Origin of the sequence: Stenotrophomonas nitritireducens, from assembly GCF_050984405.1 — a bacterium.
Taxonomy (GTDB): Bacteria; Pseudomonadota; Gammaproteobacteria; order Xanthomonadales; family Xanthomonadaceae; genus Stenotrophomonas; species Stenotrophomonas nitritireducens_B.
Map to the genome: position 1 here is coordinate 1,138,894 of NZ_CP158790.1, position 15,936 is coordinate 1,154,829.

At 70.7% G+C, this 15,936-nt stretch carries 19 protein-coding genes; 9 read left to right on the forward strand and 10 right to left on the reverse strand.

The window, feature by feature from the left end; translation table 11 throughout:
• The first annotated feature begins 62 nt into the window (after positions 1-62).
• Positions 63-605: a DUF6630 family protein gene (locus ABTV91_RS04730; RefSeq protein WP_433853467.1), complete on the forward strand. Its 543-nt coding sequence runs from the start codon at positions 63-65 to the stop codon at positions 603-605.
• Positions 606-699: 94 nt separating this feature from the next.
• On the opposite strand, the gene ABTV91_RS04735 is transcribed toward ABTV91_RS04730, so the two are convergent.
• The 5 genes from ABTV91_RS04735 to msrB form a co-directional block, all read right to left on the reverse strand.
• Positions 700-975, reverse strand: a complete 276-nt coding sequence (locus ABTV91_RS04735; protein ID WP_433853468.1) for a DUF4031 domain-containing protein — start codon at positions 973-975, stop codon at positions 700-702.
• Positions 976-989: 14 nt separating this feature from the next.
• A complete protein-coding gene (locus tag ABTV91_RS04740; RefSeq protein WP_433853469.1) occupies positions 990-1,478 on the reverse strand; it encodes a hypothetical protein in 489 nt (162 codons plus the stop codon).
• Between the two features lie 67 nt (positions 1,479-1,545).
• Complete coding sequence (motB, locus tag ABTV91_RS04745) at positions 1,546-2,508, reverse strand: flagellar motor protein MotB (RefSeq protein WP_433853470.1); 963 nt, start codon at positions 2,506-2,508, stop codon at positions 1,546-1,548.
• Between the two features lie 3 nt (positions 2,509-2,511).
• Positions 2,512-3,366: a flagellar motor stator protein MotA gene (gene motA / locus ABTV91_RS04750; protein WP_433853471.1), complete on the reverse strand. Its 855-nt coding sequence runs from the start codon at positions 3,364-3,366 to the stop codon at positions 2,512-2,514.
• Between the two features lie 72 nt (positions 3,367-3,438).
• The gene (gene msrB / locus ABTV91_RS04755) at positions 3,439-3,906 is read right to left on the reverse strand and encodes a peptide-methionine (R)-S-oxide reductase MsrB (RefSeq protein WP_433853472.1); all 468 of its coding nucleotides are present in this window, start codon (positions 3,904-3,906) and stop codon (positions 3,439-3,441) included.
• 128 nt (positions 3,907-4,034) lie between these two features.
• Here msrB and ABTV91_RS04760 point away from each other — a divergent pair, with 128 nt between their 5' ends.
• Positions 4,035-4,430 (forward strand): classical arabinogalactan protein 4, encoded by a 396-nt coding sequence (locus tag ABTV91_RS04760; protein ID WP_433853473.1) that lies wholly within the window; start codon positions 4,035-4,037, stop codon positions 4,428-4,430.
• A 132-nt stretch (positions 4,431-4,562) separates the two neighbouring features.
• On the opposite strand, the gene ABTV91_RS04765 is transcribed toward ABTV91_RS04760, so the two are convergent.
• A complete protein-coding gene (locus ABTV91_RS04765) occupies positions 4,563-5,042 on the reverse strand; it encodes a winged helix-turn-helix transcriptional regulator (protein WP_433853474.1) in 480 nt (159 codons plus the stop codon).
• Positions 5,043-5,244: 202 nt separating this feature from the next.
• Between ABTV91_RS04765 and ABTV91_RS04770 the strand changes: the two genes are divergently transcribed.
• Both ABTV91_RS04770 and alr read left to right on the forward strand, forming a co-directional pair.
• Entirely contained in the window at positions 5,245-6,513 is a 1,269-nt protein-coding gene (locus ABTV91_RS04770) for a D-amino acid dehydrogenase (RefSeq protein WP_433853475.1), read from the forward strand.
• The gene (gene alr, locus ABTV91_RS04775) at positions 6,513-7,589 is read left to right on the forward strand and encodes an alanine racemase (RefSeq protein ID WP_433853476.1); all 1,077 of its coding nucleotides are present in this window, start codon (positions 6,513-6,515) and stop codon (positions 7,587-7,589) included. Before ABTV91_RS04770 ends, alr begins: the two co-directional genes overlap by 1 nt.
• 56 nt (positions 7,590-7,645) lie before the next feature.
• Here alr and ABTV91_RS04780 read toward each other — a convergent pair whose 3' ends face one another.
• Entirely contained in the window at positions 7,646-8,215 is a 570-nt protein-coding gene (locus ABTV91_RS04780) for a DUF3016 domain-containing protein (RefSeq protein WP_433853477.1), read from the reverse strand.
• Between the two features lie 183 nt (positions 8,216-8,398).
• On the opposite strand from ABTV91_RS04780, the gene ABTV91_RS04785 reads away from it, so the two are divergent.
• From ABTV91_RS04785 to ABTV91_RS04805, 5 genes are all read left to right on the forward strand, one after another.
• Positions 8,399-10,417 (forward strand): PAS domain-containing hybrid sensor histidine kinase/response regulator, encoded by a 2,019-nt coding sequence (locus ABTV91_RS04785; protein WP_433854120.1) that lies wholly within the window; start codon positions 8,399-8,401, stop codon positions 10,415-10,417.
• A 76-nt stretch (positions 10,418-10,493) separates the two neighbouring features.
• Positions 10,494-11,549 (forward strand): class I SAM-dependent methyltransferase, encoded by a 1,056-nt coding sequence (locus ABTV91_RS04790; protein ID WP_433853478.1) that lies wholly within the window; start codon positions 10,494-10,496, stop codon positions 11,547-11,549.
• The gene (locus ABTV91_RS04795) at positions 11,546-12,253 is read left to right on the forward strand and encodes a pseudouridine synthase (protein WP_433853479.1); all 708 of its coding nucleotides are present in this window, start codon (positions 11,546-11,548) and stop codon (positions 12,251-12,253) included. The genes ABTV91_RS04790 and ABTV91_RS04795 overlap by 4 nt, the downstream gene beginning before the upstream one ends.
• Positions 12,250-12,936 carry an HAD family hydrolase gene (locus ABTV91_RS04800; RefSeq protein WP_433853480.1) on the forward strand — a complete coding sequence of 229 codons (687 nt, stop codon included), beginning with the start codon at positions 12,250-12,252 and terminating at the stop codon, positions 12,934-12,936. Before ABTV91_RS04795 ends, ABTV91_RS04800 begins: the two co-directional genes overlap by 4 nt.
• A 64-nt stretch (positions 12,937-13,000) precedes the next feature.
• Entirely contained in the window at positions 13,001-13,327 is a 327-nt protein-coding gene (locus tag ABTV91_RS04805; RefSeq protein WP_433853481.1) for a DUF7709 family protein, read from the forward strand.
• A gap of 180 nt (positions 13,328-13,507) precedes the next feature.
• On the opposite strand, the gene ABTV91_RS04810 is transcribed toward ABTV91_RS04805, so the two are convergent.
• The 3 genes from ABTV91_RS04810 to ABTV91_RS04820 form a co-directional block, all read right to left on the reverse strand.
• A complete protein-coding gene (locus tag ABTV91_RS04810) occupies positions 13,508-14,056 on the reverse strand; it encodes a DUF1415 domain-containing protein (RefSeq protein WP_433853482.1) in 549 nt (182 codons plus the stop codon).
• A 168-nt stretch (positions 14,057-14,224) separates the two neighbouring features.
• Positions 14,225-14,710 (reverse strand): YajQ family cyclic di-GMP-binding protein, encoded by a 486-nt coding sequence (locus ABTV91_RS04815; RefSeq protein ID WP_433853483.1) that lies wholly within the window; start codon positions 14,708-14,710, stop codon positions 14,225-14,227.
• 60 nt (positions 14,711-14,770) lie between these two features.
• The gene (locus ABTV91_RS04820; protein WP_433853484.1) at positions 14,771-15,871 is read right to left on the reverse strand and encodes a serine hydrolase domain-containing protein; all 1,101 of its coding nucleotides are present in this window, start codon (positions 15,869-15,871) and stop codon (positions 14,771-14,773) included.
• Positions 15,872-15,936: the final 65 nt, after the last annotated feature.

The following is a 15,936-nucleotide window of genomic DNA, read 5'->3' on the forward strand; positions in this document are numbered from 1 at the left end:
GCGGCTTCCGCTGCCGCGCGCGCGGCGGCAGAATGCGCGCCATCACGCAGTGGAGAGCCGCCATGCCCGACAACAGTGCCGACTACGAGGATTCCGACGAACTGCTGCCGACCTTCGACGAGGACGATCATCCGGCGCGGGTGTGGAACCTGCTGTGGCTGATCAATCCCGGCGACGAGGAGACGGCGCTGCAGCAGTTCGACGCCTGGCGCGAGGCGCGCGCCGGCGCGGAGGACGAATCCGGCGACGAGCAGTGGCTGTGGGATCTGAAGGACGCCATCGACTGGCGCGCCGGCTTCTACGTGGACTGGAAGGACGTCGATTCGTTCGTGGCCGCGCTCGACGAGCTGGCCGCGCGCTGGAACCTGCGCATCGACTGGGGCGGCGACCTGGACGACGAGGATTTCGCGCAGGACATCGACGTGCCGGCGCTGATGGCGACCGCGCACGACCGCCTGCGCGAGCACGGCTACTCGCTGTGGAACTGGAACACCGGCGGCGACGGCTACGCCGGCTGGATCGCGCTCAGCCGCGACGACGAGGCGATGCTGGCGCTGTGCTCACTGCTGGGCGTGGAAGTGCGGCCGGGCAGCGATCCGTTCTGAATCCCGCCGTGCCCGCGTGGCTGCGGGGCTTGCCCCGCAGGCGTTTTGCGGACGGGGCAGATGCCACGGGAAGCGTGCGCGGCAGGCCCCCCACCTACGGCTGATATTGCGCGCGGGCGTTGGCGATGACACGCCGCACCAGCTCGCGGTCGGTGTGGCGCGAGATGGCGCGCGCGCCCAGCGCGATGGCGGTTTCGCGCAGCGGCGCCGGCACGTCGTAGTGCGCGCCGCTGGGCCGGTTCTGGAACGCCCGCCGCGGAATCCCGAGCTGCTGCGCCATGGCATGCAGCTCGGGCAGGGTGTCGGCCAGCAGATGCGCCCAGCGCTCGCCCCGCCAGGGGTGTACCGCATCGTCGATATAGACCGTCACCGCGCCGCCGCCGTTCAGGCCTGCGGCTTGTCGCCGGCGTCGGTGTCGGTCGCCGCTTCGGTGGCGCCGGTTTCATCGGCGGCATCGTCGCCGTCGGTCACGGTCGCGGCTTCCTCGCCTTCGACGCCCTCGAACTCGGCGACCAGGCCGGCCAGGTAGTCGTCGGCGCTCTTGCCTTCGGTCGCGGCGGTGGCGTCGATCAGCTGCTGCAGCTGCTCCGAGTACTCCAGCGCGACCTTGCGGCCTTCCTTCTCCTGCACGTTGGCCAGGTGCTTGAGCATGGCCAGCATCGGCACCGGGTTGTCGGCGTTGCCCATGGTCTGGCCGCCGATGGACAGCAGCCACTGCCGGCCCTGCAGGCCGATGGCGGCGACCACCTGGCCTTCCTCGTTCACCAGCACGGCGTGGTTCTGGACCTGCTGCTGCGCGTCCAGGCGCAGGAACGGGCGGCGGGGCTGCTGCTTCTTGCGCTGGTCGCGCTTGGCTTTGGACTGCTTGGACATGATCGTTCGGCAAAAGGAAACGGCCGCCATTGTAGGCGGCCGTTCCGGTCGTTGCCGAACCCGCGGCTCAGCGGGCGCCGACGCCCGGCGTGGCGCCGGCCTCCTCGTCCGCCGCGGCGGGGGCGGGCGGCGCGGCGGCCGGCATCGGCAGCGCGGCGGTGGCCGACAGCGCGGCGGCCTCGGCGTCCTTGGTCATCACCACGATGCTGATGCGGCGGTTGATCGGGTTCTGCGGGTCGGTCTTGTCGAACAGCACCGAGGACGACAGCCCGATCACCCGCGCCACCTTGTCCTCGCCCATGCCGCCTTCCAGCAGGGCGCGGCGCGCCGCGTTGGCGCGGTCCGCGCTCAGCTCCCAGTTGCTGTAGCCCAGCTGCGTGGAATAGGCGGTGATGTCGGTATGGCCGCTGATGCTGATGTGGTTGGGCACCTGGTTGATGAAGCGCGACAGCTCGCGCAGGATCTCGCGCGTGTACGGCATCAGCTTGGCGCTGCCCATGTCGAACATCGGCCGGTTCTGCTTGTCCACGATCTGGATGCGCAGCCCTTCCGGGGTGATGTCCAGCAGCAGCTGGTCCTTGAACGGCTCCAGCGCCTGGCTCTTGCTGATGGCTTCCTCCAGCTCCTGCTTCAGCGCCTCCAGCTGCTTCTTCTCGCGCTCGCGTTCGTCCACCGGCGTGGGCACGGCCTCGCGCTGGTTCTGGAACGGGTCGTCACTGTTGCCGCGGGAGATGTCGGTGGCGCCGCCGAGCTTGATCATCGAGGTGCTGGCGCCACCGGGACCGGCCATGCCCGGCGCCGGGGTGGCGCTGGTGCCGCTGAGCGGGCTCGGGTTGCGGAAATACTCGGAAATGGCCGCGCGCTCGGGCTTGCTGGTGGCGGCCAGCAGCCACATCACCAGGAAGAAGGCCATCATCGCGGTGACGAAGTCGGCGTAGGCCACCTTCCACGAACCGCCGTGGTGGCCGCCGCCCTGGACCTTCTTCACCCGCCGCACGATCACCGTGGGCTTGGCATCGTTGCTGGCCATGGCTTACTTGACCGACTTCAGGTGCTGCTCGAATTCGCTGAAACCCGGGCGCAGCGCCGACGGCACGGTCTTGCGCGCGAACTCCAGGGCGATCTTCGGGTTGTAGCCGCGCAGGCAGGCCAGCAGGGCGGTCTTGACCGATTCGTAGATGCGCGAGTCCTGTTCGGCGCGGGCTTCCACCGCGGCCGCGAGCGGGCCGATGAAGCCGTAGCCGAGCAGGATGCCGAGGAAGGTACCCACCAGCGCGCCGGCCACGTGCGCGCCGACTTCCTTGATGTCGCCGCCGATCGAGCCCATGGTCACCACGATGCCCAGCACCGCCGCGACGATGCCGAAACCGGGCAGGCCGTCGGCCACCTTGGTCAGCACGTGCGCCGGCTCCATCGCCTCGTGGTGGTGCTTTTCCAGCTCCAGTTCGAGCAGCGGTTCCAGTTCGTGCGGCTCGATGTTGGAGCCGATCATCAGCCGCAGGCAGTCGGTGATGAAGTCGATCAGGTGATGGTCGGCCTGGATCTTCGGGTAATTGGCGAAGATCGGGCTTTCGGCGGCGTTCTCCACGTGCTCCTCGAGCGACATGAAGCCCTCGCGGCGCGCCTTGTTGAGCAGTTCGTACAGCAGGCTGAGCACGTCCAGGTAGTCCTGCTGTTTGTAGCGCGGGCCCTTGAACACGCCGACCACGGCCTGCAGGGTCTTTTTCACCGTCTTGGCCGGGGTGCCGACCAGGAAGGCGCCCAGCGCCGCGCCGCCGATGATCACCAGCTCGTAGGGCTGCCACAGGGCGCCGAGTTTTCCGTGCGCGCCGATATAGCCGCCGAGCACGCTGAGGATGACGACAAGCAGACCGACGATGATGAGCATGGGGCACGGGCACGGAGGGGGATAACCCGTTGTCGGCCGGCCCGGGCGAAACTGAAGCGGCGAAATGTGAACTCAGTCGGAGGCCGCGGATTCGGCGCCGCCGCGCCGCAGCGGGTCCGGCCAGGCCGCGCCGCGGTCGACGAAGGACAGCGAAACCGAGTTCAGGCAATGTCTTTCGAAGGTCGGCGGCGGGCCGTCGGGGAACACGTGGCCCAGGTGGCTGCCGCAGCGGGCGCAGGTGATTTCCGTGCGCACCATCCCGTGGCTGCTGTCGCGGACGCGGCCGATGTGCGCCGGGTCGAACGGGGCGAAGAAGCTGGGCCAGCCGGTGCCCGAGTCGAACTTGGTGCTGGAGCGGAACAGCGGCAGGCCGCACAGCCGGCAGCAGTAGGTGCCTTCGCGCTTGTTGTCCAGGAACACGCCGCAGAACGGCGCTTCGGTGCCGTGGTGCAGCAGGACGCGGCGCTCGTCGTCGCCCAGGCCGGCAACCAGGGCGTCGCGCTGGGCGGCATCGGGCGGGGTCAGGTCGAAAGCGGTCATGGGGCGCCTCCGTGGGGGATGGGCGCCCATGGTAGGCCCGGGCGCGACGGGGCTCCAGCCGCCGCGTTTACCGCGCCTGCAGCCGGTTGGGTGCATGCTTGGCGTACATGGTCATGGGGGAGCTTGTGATGAAAAGGATCGCACTGTTGTTGCTGGGACTCGTGGCGGCCGCACCGGCGCTGGCCCAGCTCAAGCCGCCGCCGGCGCCCACCGCGACCCGGCCGGTGAGCCTGCCGCCGCCCTCGAAGCCGGCCACTGACGCGTCGGGCCAGGCCGCCGACAACGCGCGCCTGCGCGAGCGGCTGGAGCGCCCGGCGCTGGGCGACGCCCCGGCCCCCAAACCCGCGGCGAAGCCGCAGCCGGCCAGGGCCGCGCCGGTATACGACAGCAAGGGCCAGCGTCTCAACGGCATGCGCCCGACTGGCCCGGGCCGGGTGATGGATACGCGCACCGGCCGTTACCACGACACCGTGCCCAGCGGCGACGGCGTGCGCGTGGTGAAGAAGGACGGCGACGGGACCTGAGCTTTTCCGGCCGGTCATGCCGGCACTGCCGGCATACGGAGCGGCGGCATGGCCGGTGGCGCGCCCGCGGCGCAGCAGGCGTCCTGCGTCCTGGGAGCCCGCGAAGCGGCATCCTTTGGGCAACCCGCGGCGCTACTCGGCGATCGGCAGGCTGAGCGTCTCCTTCACTTCCTCCATCACGATGTAGCTCTTGGATTCGCGTACGTGCGGCAGGCTGAGCAGGGTGCTGCCGAGCAGCTTGCGGTAGGAGGCCATCTCGTTGATGCGGGCCTTGAGCAGGTAGTCGAAATCGCCCGAGACCAGGTGGCATTCCAGCACGTTGGGCAGCTTGAGCGCGGCGCGGCGGAACTCCTCGAAGATGTCGCCGGATTTGTAGGCCAGGCTGATTTCCACGAACACCAGCAGCCCGGCCTTCACGTACTGCGGGTCCAGCCGCGCGTAGTAGCCGGTGATCACGCCCTCGCGTTCGAGCCGGCGCACGCGTTCGGTGCAGGGCGTGGTGGACAGGCCCACGCGCTCGCCCAGTTCGGTGAAGGATATGCGGCCCTCGGCCTGCAGGATGCGCAGGATGCGGCGGTCGATCTTGTCCAGTTCGCGGCTGCGGGTGGCCATGGCGCTCTGTTTTGCGTGAAGGAAACGGGAAATTACCCTGTTTTATCCATCAATACGGGAAAAATCACTGGGAACCGCTGAATATACTGCGCCGTTCATGGCCCCTGCCCGATTCCAGGCAGGGAATTGACAGGGTAAAGGGCCTGCCGTGTCATCCCCGCCGCCTCCGCGCCGGGCAGGGGCAGGCTCCCAGGAGAGAACGATGCGGGTTCTGATACTCGGCAGTGGTGTGATCGGCACGACTAGTGCCTGGTACCTGCGACAGGCGGGTCACGAGGTGACGGTGGTGGACCGGCAGCCCGGCCCGGCGCTGGAAACCAGCTTCGCCAACGCCGGCCAGCTCTCCTTCGGCTACACCTCGCCGTGGGCCGCCCCTGGCGTGCCGCTGAAGGCGATCAAGTGGCTGTTCCAGGAACACGCGCCGCTGGCGATCCGCCCCACCGCCGACATCGCCCAGTACCGCTGGCTGTGGCAGATGCTGCGCAACTGCACCGCGGGCCGCTACGCGATCAACAAGGCGCGCATGGTGCGCATGTCCGATTACAGCCGCGACTGCATCGACGAGCTGCGCGCGGCCACCGGCATCGACTACGAAGGCCGCCAGCTGGGCACCACCCAGTTGTTCCGCACCCAGCAGCAGCTGGACGCCGCCGCCCAGGACATCGAGGTGCTGCGCCAGTACGGCGTGCCCTACGAGGTGCTGGACCGCCAGGGCATCGTGCGCGTGGAACCGGCCCTGGCCGGCAAGGCCGACACCCTGGTCGGCGCGCTGCGCCTGCCCGAGGACCAGACCGGCGACTGCCAGCTGTTCACCCGCCGGCTGGCCGCGCTGGCCGCCGCGGCCGGCGTCGAGTTCCGCTTCGACCAGGACGTGGCCGGGCTGGAGCGCGACGGCGACCGCATCACCGGCGTGCGCATCGGCGGGCGGCTGGAGACCGCCGACCAGTACGTGGTTGCGCTGGGCAGCTATTCGCCGCAGCTGCTGGCGCCGCTGGGCATGCGCCTGCCGGTGTACCCGCTCAAGGGCTATTCGCTGACCCTGCCGATCACCGACGCGGCGATGGCGCCGACCTCGACCATCCTGGACGAGAGCTACAAGGTGGCGGTGACCCGCTTCGAGGACCGCATCCGCGTCGGCGGCATGGCCGAGGTGGCCGGGTTCGACCTGTCGCTGGACCCGCGCCGCCGCGCCACCCTGGAAAAAGTGGTCAACGACCTCTATCCGCACGGCGGCGACCTGTCGCGCGCCGAGTTCTGGACCGGCCTGCGCCCGGCCACGCCGGACGGCACCCCGGTCATCGGCGCCACGCCGTACCGCAACCTGTTCCTCAATACCGGCCACGGCACCCTCGGCTGGACCATGGCCGCCGGCTCCGGCCGTTACCTGGCCGACCTGATGGACGGCAGGACGCCGCAGATCAGCACCGAAGGCCTGGACATCTTCCGCTACGGCGGCCAGGGAGCGGCCTGATGCGCCCGGCACAGGCCCTGATCGACCTGGAGGCGCTGCGCGGCAATTACCGGCTGGCGCGCGAGTTGGGTGGCGGCAAGGCACTGGCGGTGATCAAGGCCGATGCCTACGGCCACGGCGCGGTCGCCTGCGCGCGCGCGCTGGAGGCCGAGGCCGACGGCTTCGGCGTGGCCTGCATCGAGGAAGCGCTGGAGCTCCGGCAGGCCGGCATCACCACGCCGGTGCTGCTGCTGGAAGGCTTCTTCGACGCGGCCGAGCTGCCGCTGATCGTCGAGCACGGCCTGTGGACCGCGGTGGCCTCGCCGTGGCAGGTCGAGGCGGTGGCCGCGTTCCGCACCGACGCCACGCTGCAGGTCTGGCTGAAGCTGGACAGCGGCATGCACCGGCTGGGCCTGTCGGTGGAGGAATTCCGCGCCGCGCATGCGCGGCTGTCGGCGCTGCCGCACGTCGCGCCGATGGTGCTGATGAGCCACATGGCGCGCGCCGACGAACTGGACAGCCCGCGCACGCTGGAGCAGCTGGAAACCTTCGGCCGCGCCATCGACGGCCTGTCCGGCGAAACCAGCCTGTGCAACTCGCCGGCGCTGCTGGGCTGGCCGCAGGTGCGCAGCGACTGGGTGCGCCCGGGCCTGATGCTGTACGGCGCCGACCCGCTGTACCCGCAGCCGAGCGCGCACGCGGCCCGGCTGCGTCCGGTGATGACGCTGGAGTCGCGGGTGATCGCGGTGCGCGAGATCGGCATCGGCGAGCCGCTGGGCTATGGCGCGCGCTTCGTCGCGCAGCGGCCCACCCGCGTGGGCGTGGTGGCGATGGGCTATGCCGACGGCTACCCGCAGTTCGCGCCCAACGGCACCCCGGTGCAGATCGACGGCGTGCCGGGCCAGCTGATCGGGCGCGTGTCGATGGACATGCTCACCGTCGACCTCACCGACCACCCGCAGGCCGGGCTGGGCAGCATCGTGCAGCTGTGGGGTACCGCGCCGACCATTTCCGAACTGGCGCCGCGCTGCAATACCAGCGCCTACCGGCTGCCCTGCAGCCTCAAGCGCACCCCGCGCGTCTATCTGTCGCAATAAGAAAGGGCCGCGTTCGCGGCCCTTTCCCTGTCCTTCCCTGCATCGGCGCCGCGGCGTTACAGCCCGGCGGTGACGCGGTCGGTGCGCAGCTCGCGGCGCAGCCAGTCGTCGAGCAGGCGCTTCTCGTAGCGCAGCGGATCGGTGTCCGACAGGCGGGTGTTGCCGTACAGGTAGGCGTTGTCCACCAGCTTGCGCTCGCCCTGGTCGATCACCTGGCCCTGCGCGTCGGTCAGGGTGAACTGCAGGCTGATGCGCGGCGGGTAGATGTCGCGCATGAAACGCACATCGTCCATGCGCATGCCGTGCCAGGGCTCGTAATCGCCGGCGCGCTTGATGTCGGTGATGGTCACCGCCAGCTGCTGGCCATCGGGCAGCTGGCTGGACGCCTGCTTGCGCAGGTGCTCGGCCAGCTTCACCACCCAGTCGCCGCGCTCGGCTTCCCAGCGGTTGTGGCTCTGGCGCAGCTCGGCGAATCCGGACGGGTCGTTCCACTGCACCTGCACGGGGCCTTCGCTGGCCAGCGCGCGCGGCGCCTGCGGGTCGGTGACGGTACGGGGGCCGGCCTGGGCGCTGCCGGCGGCGATCAGGCCGGCCAGCACCACTCCGGCGAGGGTCGTGGTTTTCATCGCAACCTCCGGTGTTGGGGTGTCCCCTGCAGTGTGGGGCCGATCCGTGGGCCGGGCAATCGCCGGGCGCCGGACGGTTGGAGCCGGGTTGCGGACGGTTCATCATCACGTACCGTCGATAGCCGCATGCCCAGACTTTCCCCCCGTTGTCGCAGCGCCGCACGGACTTCCGCCGCCTTGACCATGCATCCGCCCGAACTGGAACCGTTCGTTCTGCCCCCGGTTTCCCCGGTGGCCGGAAGCCTGGAGAGCTCCCCGCTGTACCAGGAGGTGTTCGAGGCCGTCGGCACCGGCTTCTGCGTGATCGAGGTGCTGTTCGACGAGGCCCGCGCGGTGGATTTCCTCCATTGCAAGGTCAACGCCGCGTTCGAGCGCATCACCGGCCTGGCCGACGTGGTCGGGCGGCGCGCCACCGAGGTGCTGCCAGGGCTGGACGAGTACTGGTTCCGGGTGTTCGGGCGGGTGGTCGGCGAGGGCATTCCGGTGCAGTTCGAGCGCTACCTGCCGCAGCTCGGGCGCTGGTATTCGGTGGAGGCGGTGCGGCTGGGGCCGGCCGTGGCGCGGCGGGTGGCGGTGCTGTTCTTCGACATCTCGCGGCGCAAGCAGGTCGAAACCGACCTGGCCGAGAGCGAGGCGCGCTTCAGCGCGCTGGCCGACGGCCTGCCGATGCCGGTCTGGGTGCTGGACGACCTGGGCCACGTGCGTTTCGTCAACAACGCCTTCGGCAGCTTCTTCGGGCTGGGCGGCGACCATGCGTTCGGGCCGCGCTGGTGGGAAGGGCTGCTGCATCCGGAAGACCTGAAGGTCTTCGAATACGCGCTGGCCGAGGCGCTGTCCAACGAGCGCGACCTGCACCTGAGCGCCCGCCTGCGCCGCCACGACGGGCAATGGCGGTGGCTGGAGATGAAGGCCGCGCCGCGTTTCTCCGCCGATGGCCGCTTCATCGGCCTGGCAGGCAACAGCCCGGACATCACCGAGCGCCGCGAAATCGAGATGGCGCGCGAGGAACTGCTGGAGGCAGAACGCGCCGCCCGCAACACCGCCGAAGGCATGGCGCGGGTGAAGGACGAATTCCTCGCCACCCTGTCGCACGAACTGCGCACGCCGCTCACCACCATCCTGGGCTGGAGCGAGCTGCTGCTGCAGCGCATGGAGGCCGAGCACCCCATGCGCCGCGGCATGGAGGTGATCGCCAGCAGCGCGATGGCGCAGAAGCGCCTGATGTCGGACATGCTGGACCTGAGCAGCATGCTGCTGGGCAAGGTGCAGCTGGAGGTGGAGGTGCTGGACCTGGCCGAGCAGGTGCGCGAGGCGGTGCGCCTGCAGGAGCTGGTGGCGCAGGGCAAGGCGCAGGCCGTGGTGGTGAGCGTGCCGCCGGTGCCGTGTCCGGTGCTGGGCGATGCGACGCGGCTGCAGCAGGTGCTGTGGAACCTGCTGGCCAACGCGATCAAGTTCACACCGGTCGAAGGCCGGGTCGACGTCGAGCTGCGCCAGGAAGACGGGCACTACGTGGTGGACGTGCGCGACAACGGCGACGGCATCGCGCCCGAATTCCTCGCCCACCTGTTCAGCCGCTTCAGCCAGGCCGATGCCACCACCACCCGCCGCCACGGCGGCCTGGGCCTGGGGCTGGCGATCGTGCAGCAGCTGACCGAGCTGCACGGCGGCTCGGTTTCCGCGCACAGCGCCGGCGCCGGCCAGGGCGCGACCTTCAGCGTGCGCCTGCCGGTATATCGCATGGAGAGCGCCGGTCGCCCGCGGCGCACGGTGCAGCGGGTCGCCGCGGGCGAGCAGGTGGTGGCCGCCCACGCGCTGGCCGGCACCCGCATCCTGGCGGTGGAGGACCAGCCGGAGGTGCTGGCCTATCTCCGGCGCGTGCTGGAGGAGCAGGGCGCCACCGTGGTGGCGGCGGCGTCCGCGGCCGAGGCGCTGGAACTGCTCGACCTGCGCGGCCATGCCGCCTTCGACGTGCTGGTCAGCGACATCGGCATGCCCGGCATGGACGGCTACGGGCTGGTGCGCACCCTGCGCGAGACCATGGGCGTATCCGCCGCCGAGCTGCCTGCCGTCGCGGTGACCGCGCTGGCGCGCGGCGACGACCGCCGCCGCGCGCTCGCGGCCGGCTTCCAGAAACATGTCGCCAAGCCCTACAGCGTGGCGCAACTGGTCGGCGCGATACGCGAGGCCTGCACCGGCGGCTGAACCCGCGGCCGCGCGCGCCGGCCCGGTTCCGGACGGGCCGCTAGAATGGCCGGCTACGTTCCGCTGGATACCCGCGATGGCCGCCGCCCAAGACGCCCCGCTGCAGACCCTGTTCCTCCCGTTCGCCACCGGCGTCCTGCCCTGGCCGCAGGGGCCGGTGCTGTTCCTGCGCGCGCGCGAAGGCTGGCCGCTGCGCGAGCAGGCCGCGCCCGCGCAGCTGGTCTGCGTGCAGAGCTTCCAGCCCTTCGCGCAGGCGCTGGAGCGCGGCGGCTGGGAGGTGCGCGACGAGGCGGCGCTGGAAGCCTCCGCCGAAAAATACCCGCTGGTGCTGGTGCTGCCGCCGCGCCAGCGCGACGAGGCCCGCGCGCTGCTGGCGCGCGCGCTGGAGCGGGTGGCGCCGGGCGGCGTGCTGGTGGCCTGCCAGTCCAACAACGAGGGCGCGCGCTCGGGCGAAAGCGACCTGCAGCTGCTGGCCGGGCTGGGCGGCAAGCTGACCAAGAACCACTGCCGCGTGTTCTGGACCGCACCGCTCGCCGGCAGCCACGACGAAACGCTGCGCCGGCGCTGGGCGGCGCTGGACGCGTCGCGGCCGATCGTGGACGGGCGCTTCCACAGCCGCCCCGGCGTGTTCGCCTGGGACCGCATCGACCCGGCCTCGGCGCTGCTGGCCGAACAGCTGCCGGCCGACCTCGCCGGGCGCGGCGCCGACCTGGGTGCCGGCTGGGGCTACCTGTCGGCCGAAGTGCTGGCGCGCTGCCCCAAGGTCGCCGCGCTGGACCTGTACGAGGCCGAGTCGCGCGCGCTGGCGCTGGCCCGCCGCAACCTGGCCGACAGCCGCGCGCAGCTGGATTTCCGCTGGCACGACGTCACCGCCGGCATCGACGGCCGTTACGACTTCATCGTCTCCAACCCGCCGTTCCACACCCCCGCGCGCGAGGACCGGCCGGACATCGGCCAGCGCTTCATCGCCGTGGCCGCGCAGGCGCTGCGCCCGGGCGGGCGGCTGTTCATGGTCGCCAACCGGCACCTGCCCTACGAGCAGATCCTCAACGACAGTTTCGGGCAGGTGCGCGTGGCGGCCGAGCGCGACGGCTTCAAGGTCATCGTCGGCACCCGCGGGGGGCGCGCATGAAGCTGGTCAAGCACATCGCCAACCTCGGCTACGGCAGCCGCAAGCAGGTGCAGTGGCTGTTCCGCGAGGGCCGCGTCACCGACGCCGACGGCGAGGTGCTGTACGCCGACGACAAGGTGGAGCACGGCGCCATCCGCATCGACGGCGAGCCGCTGGACCCGCCGCCGGGCCTGACCCTGATGCTGCACAAGCCGGCCGGTTACACCTGCTCGACCAAGGACCAGGGCCGGCTGGTCTACGACCTGCTCCCCACCCGTTTCCGCGAACGCTCGCCGCTGCTGTCCACGGTGGGCCGGCTGGACCGCGATACCAGCGGCCTGCTGCTGATGACCGACGACGGCGCGCTGCTGCACCGGATCGTGTCGCCGAAGTCGAAGCTGGACAAGGTCTACGAAGCGCGGCTGGCGCAGGACCTGCGCGGCGACGAGGCGGCGACCTTCGCCAGCGGCGCGCTGCTGCTGGAATCGGAGGACAAGCCGCTGCTGCCGGCCGAACTGGACGTGCTCGGTCCCCGCCACGCGCGGCTGACCCTGCACGAAGGCCGCTACCACCAGGTGCGGCGCATGTTCGCGGCCGTGGGCAACCACGTCGATGCCCTGCACCGCAGCCGCATCGGTGGGCTGGGGCTGGGCGACCTGGCGGAAGGGCAGTGGCGGCAACTGTCGGCCGCCGACCTGCAGGCCCTGTTCGGAGACGCGCCATGACCCTGCTGACGGCACTGTCGGCGCGGCCGCAGGCGGTGATCTTCGACATGGACGGGCTGATGCTGGACAGCGAGCGCGCCCTGCTGGGCTGCCTGGCGCAGGCCGGCGCCGCGGCCGGGCACGACCTGCCCGAGGCCTTCCTGCTGTCGCTGATCGGTTCCAGCGACGCGCTCACCCGCCAGCGCATCGCCGCCCAGGTCGGTGCCGACGCGGTTGATGCCCTGCTGCAGGATTCCTATGCGCGCTACGACGGCCTGGTCGCCGCCGGCGTGCCGCACCGGCCGGGCATCGTCGACCTGCTCGACACCCTGGTCGCCCATGGCGTGCCGCGCGCGGTGGCGACTTCGACGCGGCGCCCGCTGGCGCTGCGCAAGCTCGAAAGCGCCGGCCTGCTGCCGTATTTCGAACACGTGGCGACCAGCAGCGACGTCGCCCATGCCAAGCCTGCGCCGGACATCTACCTGCTGGCCGCGGCCAGGCTGGGCGTCGAACCGCGCCATTGCCTGGCGCTGGAGGATTCGCCCACCGGCGTGCGCGCCGCGCTGGCCGCCGGCATGAGCGTGATCCAGGTACCAGACCTGCTGGAGCCGGACGCCGACGTGCGCGCGCTGGGCCATGCCATCGCCGGTTCGCTGCACGACGTGCGCCGCGCCTTGGCACGCTGGCTGCCATTGCCGGCTTGAACTCCACGGGCGCGCGCCCTACTTCCTTGAGAACGGCGGGCGAGGCCCGCGACAGGGAGGACGCATGGCTCAGGGCGTAGTGGACGATATCCAGACACTGGTCGACATCAACCGCCGCATCGTGGCCGACGGCGAGGTGTTGCCCGCGGTGCAGCTGAAGGACGGCACCCGCGTACAGACCGGCACGGTCGCGGCGATGCTGCACAACATCGGGCTGTACAACGCCGGCGCCCGCGGCGAGGTGGAGCAGGCCCTGCGGTTGGCGGTGCCGACGCTGTTCAAGGTGGGGTTGTTCGAGCTGTTCCCGCCGCAGGAGTGGATCGCCGGCGACAACCCCGGCCGCGCCTTTGTCGGCCGTCTCGCACAGGAACACATGGCCGGCCTGGCCTGATGTGATGGGGCCGGGCGGCCCGTGCCCGCCGGTGATTGCCGGGTGCCGCCATGCGTGGGTGGCGGCCGGGCAGCGGAAAACAGGGCGCGTGCCGTGCGCAGGTCTGCGGCGTGGCCGCTGGTTATCCCCGGGGGGCATGAACAGCGCCGGCCAGCCCCAGGACGGGCCGGTGATGCCAGGTCAATCGTCGGCCAGCAGCCGTTTCCAGCCGTCCACGCCCAGCCTGTCCAGCGTGGCGATGTTGCGCTCGACGATCACGTCCGGGTCCGGGAACGCGGCCACCGCGCGCTCCACGCTGTCCTCGCGCAGCAGGTGCAGGGTCGGCCAGGGCGCGCGGTTGGTGTAGTTGCTCACGTCGTCCGGCGCGGCGCCGGCGAACTGGTACTGCGGGTGGAAACTGGCCACCTGCAGGATGCCCTGCAGGTCCAGCGCCTCCACCGCCGCGTCGGCGTTGTCGAGGAAGTCGTTGTAGTCGAGGAAATCGGCGAGCACCTGCGGGTGCACGATCAGCGTGGTGTCGACCTGCTCGGCCGGCGTGTCGCGCAGCAGCAGCAGCTCCTCGGCCAGTTCCTCCAGCAGCGCCTCGGGCGTGGTGGCGTCACTGAGCACGAAGCGCACCTGCTCCTTGACGTACACCGCCTTGGCGAACGGGCACAGGTTCAGCCCGATCACGGCCTTCTCCAGCCAGCGGCGGGTGTCGGCGATCGGGTCGTGGGCGGTGTCGTTCATGGCGTGCGGGCTGGGAAGCGGGGCGGCCATTCTAGGGGATGCCGGCCGCGGCGGCGGCCAGAAACGCTGCAGGAGCGGCTTCAGCCGCGATGGCGCCTTCCCGGGAAAGCCCCATCGCGGCTGAAGCCGCTCCTGCGGTGACATGCGGCCGGTTGCGGGCCGGCAGGCTCAATCGCGGAAGTTGTCGAACTGCAGCGGCTGCTCGAACTCGGTCTTCTTCAGCAGCGCGATCACTTCCTGCAGGTCGTCGCGCTTCTTGCCGTTCACCCGCAGCTTGTCGCCGTTGATCTGGGTGTCGACCTTGATCTTGGATTCCTTGATCTTCGCCGCGATCTGCTTGGCCAGCTTCTGCTCGATGCCCTGCTTGACCGTGACCTGCTGGCGCGCGCCGCCCAGGTTGGTTTCGATGTCGCCGAACTCCATGCAGCGGAAGTCGATGCCGCGCGCGGCCAGGCGCTGCTTGAGGATGTCGGCCATCTGCTTGAGCTGGAAATCGCTGGGCGCGGCCAGCTTGATCAGCTTTTCGCCGTCCTGCTCGAACTTCGCGTCCACGCCCTTGAAATCGAAGCGCGTGGACAGCTCGCGGTTGGCCTGGTCGATGGCATTGGTCAGTTCGTGCTTGTCGACTTCGGACACGACGTCGAAGGAAGGCATGGGGAAGCTCCTGGCGGAAAAACAGCGGCCATTCTAGGCGATCGCCGCGTGGCGCCGCCGTCAGGGCGCGCCCTTCCACTGCGCATGCAGCAGGTTGGATACCGCGAAGCAGGCCGGCGCGCCCTTGTTGGACAGCACGATCACGGTTTCGCCCGTGTGCGGGTAGGTGCGCACGTCGGTACAGATGCCGTCGGCGTTGCCGCCATGGCCCCAGCGGAAGTCGCGCTTGGGCACGTCCGGGCCGTAACCGGTGGCGAAGAAGCCCAGTCCCATGAATTCGCGCTGCGGCGTGGTCGCCTCCATGAACAGCGGCAGGGGCAGCAGCCGGCCATCACGCAGGGCCTGCACGAAGCGCAGCAGGTCGGCGGCCGGCGCCACCTCGCCGCCGGCGGCGAAGCCGCGCGCCGGCAGCGTGGCGCAGTTGCGTACGCGCCTGCCATCGACTTCGACGTAGCCGGCCGCCAAGTCCGGCGCGGGATCGTCGCAGTCGACGAAACCGGTGCGGGTCATGCCGGCCGGCGCCAGCACGTGCGCGCGGATGTAGGACTCGAAATCCTGCCCGGACAGCACCTCGACCATGCGCCCCAGCACCACGTAGCCGTAGTTGCCGTACTTCTGCTGCGTGCCGGGGGCGAATTCCGGCGCGCGCCCGCCGTGCAGGGCGATGATGTCGGCGGCGCTGCGCAGCCGCGCGCGCCCGGCCGCGTGCGCGGCGCCGAACAGTTCGTCCACGTCGCCGGCGCCGGCGGTGTGGGTGAGCAGCTGCCGCACCGTCACCGTGTCGGCGAAGCCGCGGTGCGGGTAATCCTTGAGCACGTCGCCGACATGGCTGTCCAGGCTGATGCGGCCGGCGGCGACCTGCTGCAGGATCGCCACGCTGGTGAACATCTTGCCGGCCGAGGCCAGGTTCAGGCGGTCGTCGGCGCGCAGCGGCGCCTCGCCGTTCTCGTCGCGCAGGCCGTAGGCCTTTTCGAACACGACGTTGCCGTCGTGCGCGACCAGCACCACGCCGGAAAAGCGTCCAGCCGCCTCCAGTCCGAGGGTGAAGCCGTCCAGCCGCGCAAGGTCGGTGGCCGAAGGTGCCTGCGCGGCGGCCGTCGCGCAGGCCAGGGACAGGGCCAGCGCGGCCAGGGAACGAGGCGGGGTGGACGTGGCAGGCATGCATCCGGCTCCGGCGGCAGATGGGGCGAGCATAGCGGCAACGCGGCGTGCGCCTGCGATAATCC